Origin of the sequence: Clostridium sp. CCUG 7971, assembly GCF_017590215.1 — a bacterium.
Classification (GTDB): Bacteria; Bacillota; Clostridia; order Peptostreptococcales; family Peptostreptococcaceae; genus Faecalimicrobium.
In genome coordinates, this window is sequence record NZ_JAFFPK010000023.1 from 1 (window position 1) to 21,396 (window position 21,396).

The following is a 21,396-nucleotide window of genomic DNA, read 5'->3' on the forward strand; positions in this document are numbered from 1 at the left end:
TTTTTTATTATTTTTTCTACATAAATAATATCTTTAATACTATGTAATGATAACCCTAAAATTTTTTCTTTATTAAATTTGTATTTATTCCTTACAAGATTTTCAAATAAATTTAATGTAAGGTGTATCCCATCAGCATTAGTTTTTTCAAATACATCTAAATTGCTATTTATTATTAAATTTACATTATAATCTTTAATATTTATATATTCTAAAGTTTCTTTTATTTTTATATATATTTTTTCTAAACTGGTATTATCTAAATCTTTTTCTCTTATTATTATATTTTCTATTCCACTTAAAATACTTTCCTCTATAACATTTATGTATCTATTTTCGTTACAAAGATTTCTATTTGTAATAAGATACATTAAAACCTCTCCCAATCTTTAAATATGTGTTGATATCCAATACTTTTTAGCATATCTTTAATTTCATCTACGCTGCTTTCATCACTTATTTTAAATTGTGATGTATCATCATCCTTTTGAGTTCGTCCTCCTACATCTGTAGAAACTCCTGCACTTAATTTTGTTATACCTAGTGGTATTAAATTTTTTCTTAGTGATAATCTTTCTCTTGTTGATAGGTTTATTCCACCATTGTTATCAAATAATCTAATACATAATATAGATTGAACTAAATCTTTATCATTTACTTCTTTTATTCCTTCATAACATCCTTTAAAAGGTCTTATTCTTGGTACAGAGTAAGATAATTCAACTTGAGGATAATTTTTTTTTAAGTATTTCCCATGCAATAATGTATAAAAAACTTCCTTTCTAAAGTCATTAAGCCCTAAAAGTGCTCCTATTGACAAACTTCTTATACCTGCTTTTGCTCCTCTTTCTGGAGCATCTAGTCTAAATTTGTAATTAGATTTTGGGCCTTTAATATGAACCTCTTTGTAAATCTCTTCATCATAGACCTCTTGATATATAGTAAGTGAATCTACTCCTTTTTTGACCATATATTCATAGTCATCAGTTTCCATTGGATAAACCTCAATACCTATTGAAGAAAATTTTTCTTTTAAACTATCTACGGCTTGAGAAATATACTCAGTATTTGAATGAATATTACTTTCTCCTGTTAAAATTAATAAATGTTTAAATCCTTCTTTAGATATAGCTTCTCCTTCAAGTTTTATTTCTTCTAAATTAAGCTTTTTTCTTTTTATTTTACTTTCTAAATTATAGCCACAATATACACACTTATTTACACAATAGTTGGCTATATACATAGGAGTATATAAACATATAGTTTTTCCAAAGTATTGATTAGTTATTTTATTTGCTTTTTGTGCCATTTCTTCTAAATAATTAGACGCTTTCTTTGAAAGTAAATTTAATAAATCATACTCATCAAGATTTTTTTTGTTTAAACTTTTAATAATATCTTCATCTTTAACATTATTCATATATTCATCTATATCTATATTTTTATAGCTTTCTATAACATTATAAAAACTCATTTTAACACCCCCTTTATAAATAAACTAATTTTTACTAACTATTTGCACTACTTAAAAAACCAGTTAATGGTGATGATGCATTAGCATAATCTGATACAGAACCAGTTTTTGCAAGATAGGCTTCTCTACCACCTTCTACAGCTAACTTAAAAGCTCTTCCCATTTTTATAGGGTCTCCCGCTGATGCTATTGCTGTATTAACTAAAACCGCTGCTGCGCCCATTTCCATAGCTTCCATTGCTTGAGATGGTTTTCCAATCCCTGCATCTACTATTATCGGTATATCTAATTCTTCTATCATTATTCTTATCATTTCTTTCATCTTAATTCCTCGATTTGACCCAATAGGTGATCCTAGAGGCATAACTGCTGATGCACCTGCTTCTATTAACTTTCTTCCTGCATATAAATCGGGGCTCATATAAGGAAGAACTATAAATCCTTCATCTGATAATATTTTTGTAGCTCTTATTGTTTCTTCGTTATCAGGAAGCAAATATTTATTATCATTTATCACTTCTATTTTTATAAAATTTCCACACCCCATTTTACGAGCTATTCTTGCTATTCTTACTGCTTCTTTGGCATTTGTAGCCCCAGATGTATTTGGAAGTATAGTCATAGATTTTGGAATGTGAGTTAGTATATTTTCTTCTTTATTATCCAAGTCAACTCTTCTTAAAGCCATCGTTATTATTTCACTTTCACTTTCTTCTATAACTTTTGGTAAAATATCATTTGAACCATACTTCCCTGTTCCTATTAAAAGTCTACTGTTAAATTCATAATTTCCTAAAATTAATTTATCCATTATAAAATTCCCCTTTTAGTTATTCTTCTATTAATATTTTTGTAGCTATGTTAGCCATATGATTCGCACAAATAGCTACTCTTGGTGACATTAAACCTTCTCCTATTTTTGCTTCATTTATAAAATCTCCACAAATATAAAACTTATCTCTTATCTTTTTTGTAGTTATAATATTTGAATCATAATATCCTGCCATCCCTGAAGATGCTATTAAATACTTGTCCTTCATATTTATTAACACATAGTTACATATTTGAGCCTTATATTTCGGATTATCAAAAGCTTCTATTATTATATCTACATCATTAAAATATTCCACATTATCCTTAGTTATAAATATATTATGTGTTTTTATATTTATAAAAGGATTTATTCTTTTTATATTTTCCTTTAAAGCATCTGTCTTATTTTTTCCTATATCATCGATAAAATATTGTTGCCTATTAAGATTTGATGGTTCTACAACATCAAAGTCAGCAAGTACTAATTTACCTACTCCTATTCTTGCTAAGGATATAGCTATATTAGATCCTAGTCCTCCAAGACCTAATATAGCCACTTTTCCTTGTTCTAACTTACTATGTATATTTGGTGTATGCCTTGCTATTAATAAATTTTTTAGCTCTTCTTTAGATGGCTTTTCTCCCTTTTTTATTAGAGTTATCTTATCATTATCTTTAAGTAAAATATCTTCATTTATTTGATATCCATTTAATATTAATACATCACTATCTTCTTTATATTTTTTCTTAACTTGGTAGGCAGTCATATTTTTATTTATTTCTTGCAAAATTTCATTTATAAAAATTTTCATTTAACCACCTCCAACAAAGTTTATAATCTCTATGACATCTTCTTTATTTATTATGTAATTTTCGTATTTATTTTCATCTATTATATTAAAATTTATTTCAACAACAACTCTATCTTTATTTAGATTATAGTTATTTAATAAATCTATTATATTTGTATTATTTTTAAATTCTACATCTTTACCATTAACCTTCATTTATTCACCTCCTAATTTCAATGAGTATGAGTGAAACGAATTTTATACTAAACTAACCTCTTCATTATTTAGTACTTTTTTTACTGTTCTCATAGAACACATTTTTCCACACATTGTGCAGCTATCTTCATGAGTCGGTCTTGATTCTTCTCTAAATTTTCTAGCCTTTACTGGATCTATACAAAGCTTAAACATTTCTTCCCAATCTAGTTCTACCCTTGCTTTACTCATTTTATTGTCCCATTCTCTAGCACCTTTTACATTTTTAGCTATATCTCCTGCATGTGCAGCTATTTTTGTAGCTATTATTCCTTCTTTCATATCTTCTAAATTTGGTAGTCTTAAATGCTCTGCTGGTGTTACATAGCATAAAAAGTCTACTCCTTTAGAACTAGCTAATGCACCACCTATAGCGCTTGTTATATGGTCATATCCTGGTGCTATATCTGTTACTAATGGTCCTAATACATAAAACGGAGCTTCATGACATAGTCTCTTTTGTAAAATAACATTTGCTTCTATCTCATCAATTGCCATATGTCCTGGACCTTCTATCATAACTTGTACATTTCTTTTCCAAGCTTTTTTAGTAAGTTCTCCAAGAACAATAAGTTCATCTATTTGAACTCCATCTGTAGAATCATTTATAGATCCTGGTCTACATGCATCTCCAAGACTTAAAGTAACATCATACTCTTCACAAATATCTAATATTTTATCAAAGTTAGTATATAAAGGGTTCTCTTTATCATTTAGCTCCATCCATGCAAATAATAATGAACCTCCACGAGATACTATATGAGTTAGTCTGTTATTATTTTTTATTTTTTTACAAACATTTCTAGTAAGTCCTGCATGTATAGTTATAAAGTCTACGCCATCTATTGCATGTTGCTTTATTACATTTAAAAATTCCTCTTCTTTAATATCTTTTAAGTCTTTATCTAAAAATCCTACTGCATCATACATAGGAACTGAACCTATCATAGCATGAGATATATTTATCAATTTTTCTCTAAATTCTCTTGTTTTTCCGTAACTACTTAAATCCATTATTGCTTCTATATTCATATCTAAGGCTGTTTTAACCTTTTCTAGTTCTTTTTCTACATTATTACAATCTCTTGAAATACCTAGATTTACATTTACTTTAGTTCTTAAATTTTTTCCAATACCATGTGGACTAAGTGATTTGTGGTTTTTATTTGCTGGTATGACTATTTGACCTTTAGCTATTAAATCTCTTAGATTATTTACATCCATTGATTCTTTTTTAGCTACAATTTCCATTTCTTTAGTTATAATTCCTTTCCTTGCTGCATCCATTTGAGTTGAATATTTCATGTGCTACCCCCTAAAGTTTTTTTTGTTAGGGAATGCTTTTAGAAAGCTTATTGTGCTTATGTAGATTATATTTTGATTGTTTTTTCCTTACATTAAAAAAAGTACTTTTCTTTAATATAAGGAAAGCACTTTAATAGTTAGCATAAATAACTAATTTAATATATAAATTAGTTAACTTTATACATAAAGCTTCCCTTCGCAAGCATTACCTTGATCAGGTAGTTAGGGTTTGTAAGTTGAGGCTTTTATCTCAGCTAGCCAATTCTAGCTCCCCTAGCTCTAATATTTTTTATCATTTTTACAAGTTAAGTGTAACATAGTAAATTTATTCATTCAATAATTCATTTTATAAAAATGTATATTTAATTTTTTTATTGACTTAATATATTCCATGTTATATAATAATAAGGATTTTGTATTAATCCGTACAAAATTTTAACTACACTAGTTTTAATTATATATATTATACATCTTACGGTTTTAAGATGTATGAGTGTTGAACATCCACTTGAAAAAAACTCCAAGTGGGTGTTTTTTATTTTTTATGGAATTTTTTAAGGAGGACATTTATGATTAAAAATACAATAACCCAATATAGAAAAGATAAAGAATTTTATAAGCACTTATTTCTAATTACACTGCCAATTGTACTTCAAAGTTTAATAACATCATCACTTAATATGCTTGATACTATGATGATAGGTAAAGTCGGAGAAGTAGAACTTGCATCGGTTGGTATAGCTAATCAATATTACTTTTTATTCTCTCTACTTTCTAATGGAATAGCAATCGGATCCGGAGTTCTTATTGCCCAACTTTGGGGTAAAAAGGATAATGATAGTATAAAAAGAGTTTTATCAAAATCGTTATTTTATGCTTTAGTCCTAACGATAGCTTTTATGGCTTTAGGACTTTTAATGCCTCAAAAAATCATGTCAATATTTACTAATGATTCAGATGTAGTTAAAATAGGAGTTCAATATTTACAAATAGTTATTATAAGTTATTTCTTTACTACTATAACATTTACATTCTCTAGTGGACTTAGAAGTATTGGAAATACTCAACTTCCAATGTGGGCTAGTTTTACAGGACTTATAGTTAATGGTATTTTAAATACTATACTTATATTTGGACTTTTAGGTATGCCTGCACTTGGAATAAGAGGTGCTGCAATAGCTACTCTTATTGCTAGAATTACAGAATGCTTAATAGTAGTTATATCAGTTTACAAGAATATAGATGTCTTAAAATTAAAATTTAGTTATATATTCTCATTACCTAAATCGATATCATCTACTCTTATTGCTATTACTATCCCAATACTTGCTAATGAAGCTTGTTGGGCATTTGGAAATATTACTTATAATGCAATTTATGCTAGAATTGGAACAGGAGCTGCCGCTTCTATGCAAATATGCAGTACCATTATGAATTTATTTATGATATTTACATTCGGTCTTGCAAATGCAGCAGTTGTTATAATAGGAAATGAAATTGGTGCAAACAAAGAAGAATCTGCTATAAATGCATCTAAAAAAATTGCAAGTTTATCAATTAGAATTTCTATATTATTAGCTATATTAATGGCAATTACTGCTAATCCAATAGTATCATTCTTTAATGTATCACCTGAAGTTAAATTATCTTCAGAGTATATTTTATATATTTATGCAATTATAATGTTATTTAGAGTTTATAATGCAGTTATGATAGTTGGTATATTAAGAGGCGGTGGAGATGCTACTTATGGATCTATTTTACAGGGTTGTACTCTTTGGTTTGTAGGTATACCTTTAGCATATATTGCTGCATTTATACTACATTTACCTGTTTACTTAGTAGTTGCATTTACTGTATCTGAAGAGATACTTAAAGCAATTCTTATAGTTAAAAGATTTAAATCTTTTAAATGGCTTAGAAATATAGTTAATGATAATAAAATAGAAATTAACACTGTTACTAATTAAAAATATAATTTCATTGTAATAAAAAAGAGAAGTTAAAAACTTCTCTTTTTTTAAGCTAATTCTAAAGCTATTTCCATCATCTTAGTAAATGCTGTTTGTCTTTCCATTGTAGTTGTTGCTACACCTTCAAATGGTAAATCTGATATTGTAAGCATACAAAGTGCATTTACACCCGCTCTTGCAGCATTCATATATAAAGCAGCTGCTTCCATTTCAACTGCTAATACATTCATTTTACTCCATACCTTAAGTGAATCTAGTCCACCATCACTATAAAAAACGTCACTTGATAATATATTCCCGACTTTAGCATCTATACCTTTTTCTTTAGCTATATCATAAGCTTTTCTAGTTAATTCAAAACTAGCTACTGGAGCAAAAATTCCTGGTAAATTATATTGAGATGCATAATTAGAATCTGTACACGCTCCACTACCTATTACTATATCTTGTATTTTTAAATTGCTATTTAAAGCTCCTGCCGAACCTATTCTTATAAAATTTTTTACTCCATAAAAATGTATAAGCTCATATGAGTAAATTCCCATTGATGGACCACCCATACCTGTTCCTTGTACAGATATTTTTTTACCTTTATAGTACCCTGTATATCCATACATACCTCTTACAGTATTGTATTCAACAGCATCCTCTAAAAAGTTTTCTGCTATAAATTTTGCTCTTAATGGATCTCCTGGAAGTAATATAGTTTCAGCTATATCTCCTACATTTGCGTTATTGTGTGGTGTTAATCCCATTTTAAGTTCCTCCTAGTTGTCTAATTACTTAATTTATCATATTGTTCTTGATTTACAGGAACAATAATTTCTCCATTTTGTACCTTTTTAGACTGTTCATTTACAAAATTAATTATATCTTCACTAACATTTTTATTTGTAGTAAGTGCTATTCCAACAGCATCTTCTTTAAGTCCATAAACACTTACTTCTCCGCCTTTAAATTTACCTTCGAGTAAATCTTTAACTGTATTATATACAACCATATCAACTCTTTTAATAGCTGATGTTATAACATTATTTGGAGCTAATGAATTTTGGTCTTTATCTACCCCTATAGCCATTTTATTATTTTCTTTTGCAGCTTCTATTGATCCCGAACCTGTGTCACCTGCTGCTGTAAATACAACATCTACGTTATTGCTATGCATCTGGTTAGCTATAGCTTTTCCTTTAGAAGCATCTGTATATGTATCTGCATATTGTCTTAAAACTTTAGTATTATTTCCTGCTGCATCAACACCTGCTAAATATCCATATTCAAAACTTTCTATTATAGGATTTTTAGTTCCTCCTATAAACCCTACAGTTCTTGTTTCACTTTTTTTAGCAGCTACTATACCAACTAAATAAGCCGCCTCTTGAGCATTAAACATTATTGAATTTACATTTTCAGGTTGATCTTCGTATGAATGGTCAATTATTGCAAACTTTTGATTTGGGTAATGTTTAGCAGCATCTTTTATAGCTTCATCCATTTGAAATCCTATTCCTATTACTAAATCAGCATCTTGTTCTACTGCAGTTTCAACGTTTGGAGCATAATCTGATTGCTGCTTTGATTCTATAACATTTACTTCTACACCTAATTCATCTTTTGCTTTTTTAAGACCTTCCCAAGCAGATTGATTAAATGATTGATCATTAATTCCCCCAACATCTGATACCATAGTCACTTTTATAGTATCTGATGGTTTTTCTCCCTTTTCTTTACTTGAACTACACCCTATTAATATTGAAGATGTTAAAGATAGAATAATTCCTAAAGATAATAGCTGTCTAATTTTCATATGTTCCTCCAAATAATCTGTCTTTTTTAATATTCTATACGCTTTTAACAAACATTTCAATATTTATTTATATAAAAGTTCTTTTAAGTATTTATATTTTACTTTAAATTTATTTTAAAAGTACGATTTTTCTCCCTGTTATAAATCCGAATTTTTAAACTTTTTAATTGAATAATGTTCATATTTATTATATAATATTTTAAAATAAAACAAATTTTTCAACTATATATTCTTAAAGGACTGGTAAATTATGACACAATTACTTATAAAAAATGCTTACTTAATAACAATGAATGATAAAAGAGAAGTTTATGAAAATGGTAATATTTTGATAGAAGATAATATAATAAAGGCTGTTGGTAAATTTGATGATAGTATTGTAAATAAAGATGCGGAAATTTATGATGCTAATGGAAAAATACTTATGCCAGGACTTATAAATACGCATGTTCATTTATCTCAGCAGTTAGGACGTGGTATAGCTGATGATGTAGATTTATTAACTTGGCTTAGAGATAGAGTATGGCCTTATGAAAGTAGCTTTGAATATAATGATTCATTAATCTCATCTACTGCTTGCTGCATAGAATTAATACGCTCTGGTGTAACAACATTCTTAGAATCAGGCGGACAATACGTAGATGCAATGGTTGAAGCAGTTGATAAAACTGGTATAAGAGCATGCCTTGCAAAATCTGTTATGGATCAAGGCGAAGGGTTGCCTAAAGCTTGGCAAAAAACTTGCGAAGAAGAATTAAATACTCAAATAGATTTATTTGAAAAATATAATAATACATCAAATGAAAGAGTAAAAATATGGTTTGCTCTTAGAACAATATTTAATAACTCTGATGAACTAATAATTAAAACTAAAGGATTAGCTGATAAATATCGTACTGGTATACACATGCATATAGCCGAAATAGCTGACGAAGTTGATTTCGCCAAAACTCGTGGAGGACTATCTACAGTAGAGCATTTAAATCGCTTAGGTGCTTTAGGTCCAAACTTATTAGCAGTTCATACAGTATGGTTAACTAATAGAGAAATAGATTTATTTAGATTAAATAATGTCAAAGTATCTCATAACCCTGCAGCTGCAATGAAAGTAGTATTAGGATTTGCTTCAATACCAGAAATGCTAGATAATGGAATTACTGTATCTATAGGAACAGACGGTGCACCATCAAATAATAGAATGGATATGATGAGAGATATGTATTTGACATCACTTATACACAAAGGTAGAACATTAAATCCTACTGTAGTTAATGCCGAAAAAATACTTGAAATGGCTACAATAAATGGTGCTAAATGTGCCTTATTAGATAAAGAAATAGGTAGCCTTGAAGTTGGTAAAAAAGCTGATATGATAATATTAAATCCAAATACTATTCATTCTTTACCAATGCACAACCCAATTGGAAATATAGTTTATGCTATGAGTAGTGAAAATATCGAGTCTACTATTTGTGATGGTAAGTGGTTAATGAAAGAAAAAGAAATATTAGTTTTAGATGAATCTAAATTATTAGATAAAGTAAAAGAACAAGCTAAAAAAATCAGAGAAAAAGCAAATATAAAACTAAATTCTAACTTTACTATAATTAAATAATAAAAAACCTTATGTCTATATACATAAGGTTTTTAACTTACTTTTTCTTTCCGTTTTTCTATCTTATTAATTATTTTATTTATCTTAATATTCCTAAAAATAGTAGATACAAATATAACTCCAAGCGCTAATGCCCCAGCTACAGCTAAAGTATTTATTCCATAATCCATTCCTTTTGCGTAATTACCAATTATAAATTCATACATTGTATTGTATACACCATACCCTGGTACTAGTGGAATTAAGCAACATACAGTCAGTGTGGTTGCTGGAGTTTTATATATTCTAGCACATATTTCACAATATATACTAAAACATATTGCTGATATAAAGCAAGATGATGCCTCTCCCATTTGATAGCCTAAGCAAAGTTTATAAACAAGCCATCCTAATCCACCACCTATACAAGCTACTACTAATCTTTTTCCTTTTATATTAAAAAGTACTCCAAAACTAAATGCCGCTAAAGATGCAGCTATTACTTCTATAATCATTTTATATCCCCCTCATTTTAAGATATAAATGTATAATCGTACCTGTTCCCACAGCTATTGAAATTCCTATTAAAAGAACCTCGGATGCTTTTGTCAGTCCTGAAACCAATTGTCCATCAATTATATCTCTTATAGAATTGGTAAGTGCTAAACCTGGTACTAAAATCATTATAGCTCCTGCAATTAATTTATCTATTTCTTTTATTATTCCAAAATCTAAAAGTACAACTGAGTAAATAGCTATAAGTGCACCACCTATACTATTTATGAAAAATTCATTTAATGAAGATCTTCCTAAACCTATTAATGATAATTTTAATATAATACCTATTATAAAAGATGCGATTATATCATTTGTACTTCCACCAAATATTAATGTAAATGATGAAGTAGCAATACCTGATACTATTAATTGTGTTTTTATATCATAGGGATCTTCTTTACTTAATTTCTCTAATTGTTTTTCACATTCATATATACTTAACTTTTCATTATATATCTTTCTAGATAATGAATTAATATTGTGTACTCTATTTAAATCAATTCCCCTTGATTTTATTCTTTTAACTATCGAATGTACTTTTCCATCTACTGATACAGAAACTATTACTGCTGTGGGACTAGCAAATACGTCTACTTCGTCTACATCAAATGATTGACATATTCTTGATATAGTTTCTTCTACTCTGTATGTTTCTCCACCACTTTGCAACATTAACTTACCTGCATTTGAAGAGAAATTTAATACTCTATTGATATCCATAAGTACCCCCCTTTACTTACATTTATTTTGATAATTTTTTTGTCAGTTGTATGTAAATACATTTTATTTTAAACCATAATTTCCTATCTGTAAAGTTGTAATTTATTTGAACACTTACTAATAAAAAAAGATAGGCAAAATGCCTATCTTTTTTATTTATCACTACATGCAATTCCAACAACGGCTGGGCCTGTATGAGCGCATATACAGCTACCTATATTTATAAAAATAAGTTCTCCTACTTTTAGCTCTTCAGATAATTTTTTCTTTAATAATTCTAAATCAGATTTATTATCTCCACATCCAATTATGACTCTTTTATTAGTTAAATCTTCACCATGATTTTCTTTTATAAGTTCTACCATCTTACTTATTACCTGCTTTTTACCTCTTGATTGTGCTAATGGCTTAACTAATCCATCTTCTAAACATATTACAGGTTTTATATTTAACATATTACCTATTGTAGCTTTAGCTGATGATATTCTTCCTCCTTTTTGTAAATACTCTAATGTATCTACTGTGAATAATACTGATGTATTATTTCTAAGTAATTCCAATTTAGATATAATTTCTTCTATACTTTTTCCTTCTTTCACTAACTCTGCTGCCGTTAATACAATACATCCTAATCCTAATGATGCAGATAAACTATCAAAAGTATAAACATTACCTTCTATATCATTTTTAGCCATTACTCCACTTTGGTAAGTTCCAGATAAATTTGAAGACCCTCCTATGTATAAAACATCAATATTATTCTTTGTATACTTTTCAAAAGTAGTCTTAAAACTCATATATGTTACTTGAGATGTCTTAGGAAGACTTTCATTTTCTCTTAACATATTATAAAATTCATCTTTTGTTATATCTATTCCATCTATATATTCTTTTTCATTAAATATTACACTAAGTGGTACTACTTCTATGTCATACTTTTCTATTAATTCCTTAGGCAAATCAGTTAAGCTATCACATACTATTTTTATATTATTCATTAATTTCCTCCAAATTGCTATATACTAGACTTACTATTTTATTATAAGTATTATTACTAGGTATTAAAATCTTACCATAATTTATACTCCATTACAATATTTTTTATATTCCAAATAACATATAATAAAGACTAGTACTCTAAATTAATAGTGTACTAGCCTTTATTTATAATAATTTATTTATCCATATATTTTTCAAGTATTACAGCCCTTATATTTTCATATTTTATATGTTCTGGAAGCTCTTTTTTTATAGCTCCTATTTTTTCTTCACCTAATTTATTACATACATCTAATATTAAATCCTTATCACTTTCATTATACAAAGATTTAGTGTCTATTTTAAATTTAATTTCTTTATTTTCTTTTATATAATCACAAACATAACCTAGTGCTGTAGATAAAGAAATCTCTATTTCATCACATACATCTTTTATATCAATACCTTGATTTAATAAATCTAATGTAATTTCATCATTTTTTCTACTATCTCCATCTAAAATAAGCTTTAATCTTTTTTTATCTTCCCATTTAACTTCTATATTATTTTCATTTACATATTTTCTTACTATTTCTATTATATCTTTACCATACTTATTTATTTTTACTGGTCCAATACCACCTATATCATTAAGTTGTTCTTCTTCTAAAGGGTATCTACCACTTATTTCTTTTAATGAGTTATTAGGAAGTACCATGTAAGGTAGTATTCCCTCTATTTTAGATATATTTAATCTAAGTTCTTTTAGCTTATTGTATAAATTAATATCTGTATTTACTTCAAAATATTCGCTATCTTTAAATGCACTTTCTTTTTTATTTGACATATCTGACTTGTCTATGTTTTTTTCAATAACATATTCATTTATAGCATTTTCAAATAAAGGTCCATATCTTTCGTATTTAATTTCACCAACACCTGATACACTAAGCATTTCATCTTTATTCGTTGCATAAATACTAGCCATATTTTTAATAGTTGCATCTCCAAATACCATATAAGGGGCAATCTTTTCATTTTTAGCAATTTCACTTCTTAAAGTTATTAATCTTTCATATAACTCATTTTCCACATAAGTAGATTTAGTAACTTTATCTTCTTTAAATTCTACTTTTATTTCTTTTTTAATAACTTTCATAGATTGTTCGTTAAGTGCTATAGTAGGAAAACTACCTCTATTCCCTGGGTTTTCAATTATATCTAAAAATCCATGAGATACTAATGTATTTATAAATGTCTTTAAATCATCACTAGAATAGTTTTTCATAATTCCATAAGTAGATAAAGTATTAAAGTTTAAATCCAATACTTTTTTATTCTTAGATCCTCTAAGAACATCTACTATCATATTTACACCGTATCCTCTTTTCATTCTTGCAATACATGATATAACCTTTTGAGCATCTAAAGTTTTATCTGTAATCTCACCTTCATTTAAACAGTTACTACAATTGTTACAATCATTTTCTACATTTTCACCAAAGTATGATAATATATTTTTTCTATAGCACATATTGCTATAAACCAAATCTACCATCTGCTGTAACTTTTTATACTGTACTAATTTTCTATTTGGATTTTCTATACCCACTTCTATTAAATATTTATGTGTATGAATATCCCCTGGAGCAAATAGTAACGTACATTCACTATCTTCTCCATCTCTTCCTGCTCTACCAATTTCTTGATAGTAATTTTCTATACTTTGTGGCATATTATAATGAACAACCCACCTAATATTTGGTTTATCTATACCCATTCCAAAAGCATTTGTTGCTACCATTATCTTAATATCATCATTTATAAAGTCTTCTTGATTTTTCTTTCTTATTTCGCTAGATAATCCTGCATGATATTTTGATACTGATACATCCCTCTTTAACAATCCTTCATAAATACTTTCTACTTCTTTTCTCGTAGCTGCATATATTATTCCAGATTCATTTTTATGATTTTCTATATAATTAAGAAGATATCTATTTTTAGATGATGATTTTACTATATTTATAGATAAATTTTCTCTATCAAATCCTGTTATATAAATATCTGGTTCATTAAGTTCTAATATGTTTAATATATCTTCTCTAACTTCATCTGATGCAGTTGCTGTAAATGCAGTTATTATAGGTCTATTCTCTAAATTTTTTATAAAATATGGAATTCTCTTATAGCTTGATCTAAAATCATGACCCCATTGAGATACGCAGTGTGCTTCATCTATTGCAACTTGAGAAATATTTTTTAATCTCATTATCTCAATAAAATCAATACTATCTAATCTTTCTGGTGCTACATATATTATTTTATATTTATCATCTTTAATATTATCAAGTATTTCATTATATTCACTAGTTGATAAAGAACTATTTATAAAGTCCGCTTCTATCCCCATAGTCTTTAATGCATCTACTTGGTCCTTCATAAGAGATATTAAAGGTGATATTACTATTGTAAGCCCATTTAAACAAAGCGCAGGTACCTGATAACAAATAGATTTTCCTCCACCAGTTGGCATAATAGCTAATACATCTTTATTATTTATTATTGAATTTATTATACTTTCTTGTCCTCTTCTAAAGCTTGTATATCCATAATATTTAGATAGTATATCTAAAGGTTTTATACTCATTAATTTTCTCCTAACTTTTTATTAATAAATGTTTTGAATTAATTGAACTTACTTAATATATTTAAACTCATTAATTTAATATTTTATCATAAATATTATAATAACATAAAAAATTTTGGAGGGATTATATATGAACAAAAAAGAAATAACACCTTTAACACCAGATAAATATAATCTTATAAAAAAATATAATTTAATCCTTGATGATAATCTTATCTGGGTATGTAGGCACGATAAATACCATACTATCAAGTATTTTTCACATAAATTTGCTACTAAACATTCTACCTTAGCTCTTTTATTTTATATACACAGATTATGCTACGGTAAAATAAAGTACTTTGAAGCAAATTTTGATAAATACGAACCTTATAAATATAATTTTATAAATGGATTTTGTAAATGCCCTATATACGATATGGAGTTTATATTTCATAAACCAAGTAATATAATGATCGATATTAGAAATTTAAAAGAAATTCATAATATGGATGAATTCAAAAATTTTTATTCCTATCTAGAAAGCTTTGAAAAAACAAAAATACCTCAACCAAATTAGTTGAGGTATTTTTATTTATAATGTTTGTTTCGGATTATCATTCCAACACTCTGTATTTTTAAGACCTTTTATACTTGATGCCTTAAATACTGGATTTTTTATTCCAGCTTTTTTTTGATTTGTATAATCATTCAAGGCCATAAATGCAAATTTCCCAAGTAATGCTATTGCTATTAAATTTATTATTGCCATAAGTCCCATAAATACATCTGCTAAATTCCAAACTATATCTACATGAGTTAGTGAACCTAATATAACCATGCACACAACACCAACTCTAAATATATTTAAAATAGATTTATTTTCACTCATAAATTCTATATTTGATTCACCATAATAATAGTTACCTATTATAGAACTAAATGCAAATAAGAATATGCATATTGCTATAAATATTCCTCCAATAGGACCTATATGTGCAGTAAGTGCTGCTTGAGTTAACTCTATACCACTAAGACCACTTGCTTGATACTCTGGGTATAAAAGTATTATAAATGCAGTACAACTACATATAACTATCGTATCTGTAAATACCCCTAAAGTTTGTATTAAGCCTTGTTTAACTGGGTGAGATACATCTGCCGTTGCCGCTGCATTTGGCGCACTACCCATACCAGCTTCATTAGAGAATAATCCTCTTTTTATTCCAGTTAACATCATAGCGCCTATGGCACCCATAGACATACTTCTAAAATCAAGCGCACTTGTAAATATCATTTTAAATACACCTGGTAGTTGACCTATATTTGTTGCTACTATAAATAATGCAACTAATATATATAATCCTGCAAGTATTGGTACTATAATTTCAGAAACCTTTGCTATTCTTTGAACTCCACCAAATATTACAAGTGCAGTTAAGATTGCAAGAACTATTCCCATTACTAACTTATTTACTCCAAAGGCATTACTAAATGCAAGTGAAACTGTATTTGCTTGAACTGCATTAAATACAAATCCGAAACAAATTGTTATTAATATAGAGAATGTTATTCCCATCCATTTTTTATTTAATCCCTTTTCCATGTAGTAAGCTGGTCCACCTCTAAATGCGTTACCATCTTTAACTTTAAATATCTGAGCTAATGTACTTTCTACAAAACTTGATGCTGAACCTATTAAAGCTATAAGCCACATCCAAAATATCGCTCCTGGTCCTCCCGCTACTACTGCAAGTGCTATACCTGCTATATTACCTGTACCTACCCTTGAGGCAGTACTTATGCAAAATGCTTGGAAAGAAGATACTTTTCCTTCTTTTCTAGCCTCTCTAGAACTCCCCTCTCCTAAGAGTCTAAACATCTCTTTAAAATACCTAAACTGAACAAAGTTTGTTTTTACTGTAAAATAAATTCCAAGAAATATTAAAGTAGCTATTAATATATAAGTCCATATAAAATCATTCATACTCATAACTAATTTATTTAAAACTTCCACTTGAATTCCTCCTCATTTTTTAAATAATTAGAAAATTAATACATAATGAATAATCTATTTTTAATTATTCACTATACTTTTATAGTAGTCTACTTTTTTCCTCATATCAATATAATTTTGCATACTATTTATTTAAAATTGCAATTTTTATACTTTTTATTTCAAAATAATTTTCTTTTAAATAATTTTTATATTTTGATTTTTTATAAAATTACTTTATCTATTATTTCCGAATTTTTTAAGTATTATTATGATTTATATTAAAAATAAAAAATACCCCAACTAAATTAGTTGAGGTATCTCTTATCTTTATCTATGCTGTTTTTTCCGATTTTTCTTGCCAGCATTCTATATTTTCAAGACCTTTTATATTTGATGCAGTAAATATTGGATCTTTTATTCCAGCTTTCTTTTGATTTGTATAATCATTTAAAGCCATAAATGCAAATTTCCCAAGTAATGCTATTGCTATTAAATTAATTATCGCCATTAATCCCATAAATACGTCTGCTAAATTCCAAACTATATCTACTTGAGTTAATGATCCAAATAAAACCATAACTACAACACCAGCTCTAAATATATTTAAAATAGATTTATTTTTACTCATAAATTCTATATTTGATTGACCATAATAGTAGTTTCCTACTATAGAACTAAATGCAAATAAGAATATACATACCGCTATAAATGTTCCACCAATAGGACCTATATGTGCAGTAAGTGCTGCTTGAGTTAACTCTATACCACTAAGACCACTTGCTTGATACTCTGGGTATAAAAGTATTATGAATGCAGTGCAACTACATATAACTATCGTATCTGTAAATACCCCTAAAGTTTGTATTAAACCTTGTTTAACTGGGTGAGATACATCTGCTGTTGCCGCTGCATTTGGTGCACTACCCATACCAGCTTCATTAGAGAATAATCCTCTTTTTATTCCAGTTAACATCATACCACCCATAGTACCCATAGATACACTTCTAAAATCAAGCGCACTTGTAAATATCATTTTAAATACACCTGGTAGTTGACCTATATTTGTTGCTACTATAAATAATGCAACTAATATATATAATCCTGCAAGTATCGGTACTATAATTTCAGAAACCTTTGCTATTCTTTGAACTCCACCAAATATTACAAGTGCAGTTAAGATTGCAAGAACTATTCCCATTACTAACTTATTTACTCCAAAGGCATTACTAAATGCAAGTGAAACTGTATTTGCTTGAACTGCATTAAATACAAATCCGAAACAAATTGTTATTAATATAGAGAATGTTATTCCCATCCATTTTTTATTTAATCCCTTTTCCATGTAGTAAGCTGGTCCACCTCTAAATGCGTTACCATCTTTAACTTTAAATATCTGAGCTAATGTACTTTCTACAAAGCTTGATGCTGAACCTATTAAAGCTATAAGCCACATCCAAAATATCGCTCCTGGCCCTCCCGCTACTACTGCAAGTGCTATACCTGCTATATTACCTGTTCCAACTCTTGAAGCTGTACTTATACAAAATGCTTGGAAAGAAGATACTTTACCTTCTTTTTTAGCTTCTTTAGAACTTCCATCTCCTAAAAGCCTAAACATTTCTTTAAAATACCTAAACTGAACAAAGTTTGTCTTCACTGTAAAGTAAAGCCCAAGCACTATTAGTGCAGCTATTAGTATATATGTCCATATAAAATCGTTAACGCTAAGAACTAATTTATTTAATATTTCCATTTAAATTCCTCCTTCAAAAATATTTATTTATTAAATTTAAAATATTTAATTTTTAAAACTGCTTGATTAATGCATAATTTATTTTATAAAATTCATTCTAGACTCATTATACAGTATTTTTTGCCTTTTTTCAATATCAAAATTGCATAATTAATTTTCAATATTGCAAATTTCCTATTTTTACCCATGGAAAACATTTCCCTAATCATATATTTACTATTACTTCAATTAAATTTAATACTTTTTTTATCATTTTGCCTCTTTCATAATTTTTACGAACTTTTTTCTAAATAATAAAATTTTATTTTGTACTTTTTTAGAATATTTTATGTTTTTATAAAGTATAAAGTATGTATACTTTAATTGAAATTAATTTAGAAAAGTACTAACATTTAGATATTAGATAGAATTATTGCAGGGAGGCGATTATAGTGATAACTGAACAAATAATAGCTATAACCATTTTCTTATTAGTTATGATGGCTATTATATCCGAAAAAGTAAATCGATGTGTAGCAGCTTTAAGTGGTGCATTATTAATGATATTATTCAATATAATTCCTATGGAAGTTGGATTAAGCCATGTTGATTTTAATACAATAGGTGTCTTAATCGGTATGATGCTTTTTGTTGCTGTAGTTAAAAATTCAGGTTTATTTGAGTACATAGCAATATTTACTGCTAAAAAATCAAAAGGTGATCCTTGGAAGATAATGATTAGCTTTATTATAATAACAGCCTTATTATCCGCAGTATTAGATAATGTAACAACTGTTTTATTAATTGGGCCTATGACAATTGTTATCACCAGTATCTTAGGACTTAATCCTATTCCTTTTTTAATTACTCAAATTATTGCATCTAATATAGGTGGAACTGCAACACTTATAGGTGATCCACCAAATATTATGATTGGTAGTGCTGCTAATCTTAGCTTTACAGACTTTTTAGTTAACTTAGGTCCTGTAGTTGTGGTTTTACTTATTGTAATAATTTTTTGTTTCAAATTTATTTTTAAGAAAAAACTTATTGTTGATGAGGCTCAAAAAGAGAATATTTTAAATCTTGACGAAAATAAAGCCATTAAAGATAAGTCTTTACTTATAAAAAGTATTATTGTTATGTTATTTATTCTTTTAGGTTTTTCTCTTCATAGTATAATTCATATTGATTCTAGCATTGTAGCTTTAACTGGAGCAACAGTTATGCTTTTTATTGGTAAACAGGACATAGATGAGATTTTAGCAAGTATTGAGTGGTCTACAATATTATTTTTCACAGGTTTATTCGTAATCGTCGGAGGACTACAAGAAGTTGGTATAATTAATAAACTAGCTACAGTGCTAATAGGAGCTACTGAAGGTCATTTTGTACTTACTATGTTAATCGTTTTATGGGTTTCTGCTATTGTATCATCTTTCTTAGATAACATACCATTTGTAGCAACTCTTATTCCTCTTATATTGACAATGCAAACTCAAGGAGTAGATGTAATGCCTTTATGGTGGGCTGCATCTCTTGGTGCTTGCCTTGGAGGTAACGGAACTTTAATTGGAGCCTCTGCAAATATAGTTTTAGCTAGCGTTGGTCAAAAACATGGTCATCCAATAACTTTTAAAGAATATTTTAAAGTAGGTTTTCCTATTATGATTTTATCTATTATTATTTCTACAGTTTATTTACTAATTAGATTTTAGATAAAACTTATTTTATAAATTATAAAAAGGAGATATATTTAAATGAATGTAAATACTGCCCAAGGTGATGCAATTGAGACCTTACTACGACAAATAGGTGCTTCACAAGTAACAAAAGTAAGAGGACTTTTATACTTTATAAAGTTTAAATTAAATGAAGATTTAGAAATATCTTATGTTTATAATATTAACGCTAAAAATCAATATTTTTTACAAAGAATTAAACCTTATCCTATTCCTCAGGGAATTTTTACTGACGAGTACGAAATAGTTTCTTTTATAAAGAAAGATTTAAATAAATTTACTAAAGCTATGAATAGTAGCAACTTTAATTTATTTTTAAGTGTAACTAAAAAGCTAAATCTAGCTTGTTATAATATGGAAAACTTATTTTTGAATTATAATGTTAATTCAGATGATTTTGAAAGATTAAATAAAGAATTAAATGATATATTAAATGAAATAGAATTTGCAAAAACTAATTCAAAAGATCTATAGTAAATAAAAATAACTATTGCTTTAAACTACAAGTGATAGTTATTTTTTTTATAGTTGATAAAGATTTTCATATTCATTTATGTTATAATAAAAGATATATTTTTGAAGGGAGATTTTTTAATTTGAGTTCATGGTTATTTTACGCATTACTTGCTGCTATAAGTGCAAGTTTTGTTACAATTTTTACAAAAATAGGTATAAATAATTTACCTCCATCTATGGCTACATCAGTTAGAGCTGTAATAATGGCAATATTTTTAATTTGTGTTTCTTTTGTAAGAGGTGATTTTAGTAATATATCTCAGCTTATGAATCATAAAAAGGACTTATTTTTCTTAATTTTTGCTGGAGTTTCTGGAGCCTTATCTTGGTTGTTTTTAAATATCGCTTTAAAGACAGGTAAAACCTGGCAAGTAGCTCCTATTGATAAACTTTCAGTTGTTATAACCGTAATAGCATCTATCTTAATTTTTAAAGAAACTATAAGCATTAAAGGGATAATCGGAGTTATATTTATTGGTATTGGAACAATTTTTGTAGCTTTAGGATAAAAAA

The 21,396-nt window shown here is 27.7% G+C and carries 20 protein-coding genes and 1 riboswitch; of the genes, 6 read left to right on the forward strand and 14 right to left on the reverse strand.

Going from position 1 to position 21,396, the window contains the following annotated elements:
• The 6 genes from JWF52_RS03250 to thiC all read right to left on the reverse strand — a co-directional run.
• Window positions 1–371, reverse strand: a 371-nt coding sequence (locus JWF52_RS03250) for a thiamine phosphate synthase (RefSeq protein ID WP_208331911.1), incomplete at its 3' end; no start/stop codon positions are given.
• Entirely contained in the window at window positions 371–1,474 is a 1,104-nt protein-coding gene (gene thiH, locus JWF52_RS03255; protein ID WP_208331912.1) for a 2-iminoacetate synthase ThiH, read from the reverse strand. The genes JWF52_RS03250 and thiH, both read right to left, overlap by 1 nt.
• A 34-nt stretch (window positions 1,475–1,508) precedes the next feature.
• Window positions 1,509–2,285 carry a thiazole synthase gene (locus JWF52_RS03260; RefSeq protein WP_208331913.1) on the reverse strand — a complete coding sequence of 259 codons (777 nt, stop codon included), beginning with the start codon at window positions 2,283–2,285 and terminating at the stop codon, window positions 1,509–1,511.
• 19 nt (window positions 2,286–2,304) lie between these two features.
• On the reverse strand, window positions 2,305–3,099 hold the full coding sequence (gene thiF / locus JWF52_RS03265; protein WP_208331914.1) for a sulfur carrier protein ThiS adenylyltransferase ThiF: 795 nt from the start codon (window positions 3,097–3,099) through the stop codon (window positions 2,305–2,307).
• Window positions 3,100–3,294 (reverse strand): sulfur carrier protein ThiS, encoded by a 195-nt coding sequence (thiS, locus tag JWF52_RS03270; RefSeq protein WP_208331915.1) that lies wholly within the window; start codon window positions 3,292–3,294, stop codon window positions 3,100–3,102.
• Between the two features lie 42 nt (window positions 3,295–3,336).
• Window positions 3,337–4,638, reverse strand: coding sequence for a phosphomethylpyrimidine synthase ThiC (gene thiC, locus JWF52_RS03275; RefSeq protein ID WP_208331916.1), 1,302 nt, complete (start codon window positions 4,636–4,638; stop codon window positions 3,337–3,339).
• Window positions 4,639–4,812: 174 nt separating this feature from the next.
• A riboswitch (TPP riboswitch) is annotated at window positions 4,813–4,923 on the reverse strand.
• Between the two features lie 284 nt (window positions 4,924–5,207).
• Here thiC and JWF52_RS03280 point away from each other — a divergent pair.
• On the forward strand, window positions 5,208–6,608 hold the full coding sequence (locus JWF52_RS03280; RefSeq protein ID WP_208331917.1) for an MATE family efflux transporter: 1,401 nt from the start codon (window positions 5,208–5,210) through the stop codon (window positions 6,606–6,608).
• Window positions 6,609–6,658: 50 nt separating this feature from the next.
• Here JWF52_RS03280 and deoD read toward each other — a convergent pair whose 3' ends face one another.
• On the reverse strand, window positions 6,659–7,366 hold the full coding sequence (gene deoD, locus JWF52_RS03285) for a purine-nucleoside phosphorylase (RefSeq protein ID WP_208331918.1): 708 nt from the start codon (window positions 7,364–7,366) through the stop codon (window positions 6,659–6,661).
• Window positions 7,367–7,386: 20 nt separating this feature from the next.
• Entirely contained in the window at window positions 7,387–8,415 is a 1,029-nt protein-coding gene (locus JWF52_RS03290) for a BMP family lipoprotein (RefSeq protein ID WP_208331919.1), read from the reverse strand.
• Window positions 8,416–8,665: 250 nt separating this feature from the next.
• Here JWF52_RS03290 and JWF52_RS03295 point away from each other — a divergent pair, with 250 nt between their 5' ends.
• Window positions 8,666–10,030, forward strand: coding sequence for an amidohydrolase (locus JWF52_RS03295; RefSeq protein WP_208331920.1), 1,365 nt, complete (start codon window positions 8,666–8,668; stop codon window positions 10,028–10,030).
• Between the two features lie 32 nt (window positions 10,031–10,062).
• Here JWF52_RS03295 and JWF52_RS03300 read toward each other — a convergent pair whose 3' ends face one another.
• The 4 genes from JWF52_RS03300 to recQ all read right to left on the reverse strand — a co-directional run bounded on the left by JWF52_RS03300 (window position 10,063) and on the right by recQ (window position 14,915).
• Window positions 10,063–10,524: a threonine/serine exporter family protein gene (locus JWF52_RS03300; RefSeq protein ID WP_208331921.1), complete on the reverse strand. Its 462-nt coding sequence runs from the start codon at window positions 10,522–10,524 to the stop codon at window positions 10,063–10,065.
• A 1-nt stretch (window position 10,525) separates the two neighbouring features.
• Window positions 10,526–11,287: a threonine/serine exporter family protein gene (locus JWF52_RS03305; protein ID WP_208331922.1), complete on the reverse strand. Its 762-nt coding sequence runs from the start codon at window positions 11,285–11,287 to the stop codon at window positions 10,526–10,528.
• Between the two features lie 152 nt (window positions 11,288–11,439).
• Window positions 11,440–12,285, reverse strand: coding sequence for a DegV family protein (locus tag JWF52_RS03310; RefSeq protein ID WP_208331923.1), 846 nt, complete (start codon window positions 12,283–12,285; stop codon window positions 11,440–11,442).
• A 176-nt stretch (window positions 12,286–12,461) separates the two neighbouring features.
• Window positions 12,462–14,915 (reverse strand): DNA helicase RecQ, encoded by a 2,454-nt coding sequence (gene recQ / locus JWF52_RS03315; protein WP_208331924.1) that lies wholly within the window; start codon window positions 14,913–14,915, stop codon window positions 12,462–12,464.
• Window positions 14,916–15,045: 130 nt separating this feature from the next.
• Between recQ and JWF52_RS03320 the strand changes: the two genes are divergently transcribed.
• Window positions 15,046–15,474: a hypothetical protein gene (locus JWF52_RS03320; RefSeq protein WP_208331925.1), complete on the forward strand. Its 429-nt coding sequence runs from the start codon at window positions 15,046–15,048 to the stop codon at window positions 15,472–15,474.
• 15 nt (window positions 15,475–15,489) lie between these two features.
• On the opposite strand, the gene JWF52_RS03325 is transcribed toward JWF52_RS03320, so the two are convergent.
• Window positions 15,490–16,911: an alanine/glycine:cation symporter family protein gene (locus JWF52_RS03325; RefSeq protein ID WP_353654864.1), complete on the reverse strand. Its 1,422-nt coding sequence runs from the start codon at window positions 16,909–16,911 to the stop codon at window positions 15,490–15,492.
• Between the two features lie 313 nt (window positions 16,912–17,224).
• Entirely contained in the window at window positions 17,225–18,646 is a 1,422-nt protein-coding gene (locus tag JWF52_RS03330) for an alanine/glycine:cation symporter family protein (RefSeq protein WP_208331926.1), read from the reverse strand.
• Window positions 18,647–19,077: 431 nt separating this feature from the next.
• Between JWF52_RS03330 and JWF52_RS03335 the strand changes: the two genes are divergently transcribed.
• The 3 genes from JWF52_RS03335 (at window position 19,078) to JWF52_RS03345 (ending at window position 21,392) form a co-directional block, all read left to right on the forward strand.
• Complete coding sequence (locus JWF52_RS03335) at window positions 19,078–20,343, forward strand: ArsB/NhaD family transporter (RefSeq protein ID WP_208331927.1); 1,266 nt, start codon at window positions 19,078–19,080, stop codon at window positions 20,341–20,343.
• A gap of 42 nt (window positions 20,344–20,385) precedes the next feature.
• Complete coding sequence (locus JWF52_RS03340; protein ID WP_208331928.1) at window positions 20,386–20,841, forward strand: hypothetical protein; 456 nt, start codon at window positions 20,386–20,388, stop codon at window positions 20,839–20,841.
• 122 nt (window positions 20,842–20,963) lie between these two features.
• Window positions 20,964–21,392: an EamA family transporter gene (locus JWF52_RS03345; protein WP_208331929.1), complete on the forward strand. Its 429-nt coding sequence runs from the start codon at window positions 20,964–20,966 to the stop codon at window positions 21,390–21,392.
• Window positions 21,393–21,396 lie beyond the last annotated feature (4 nt).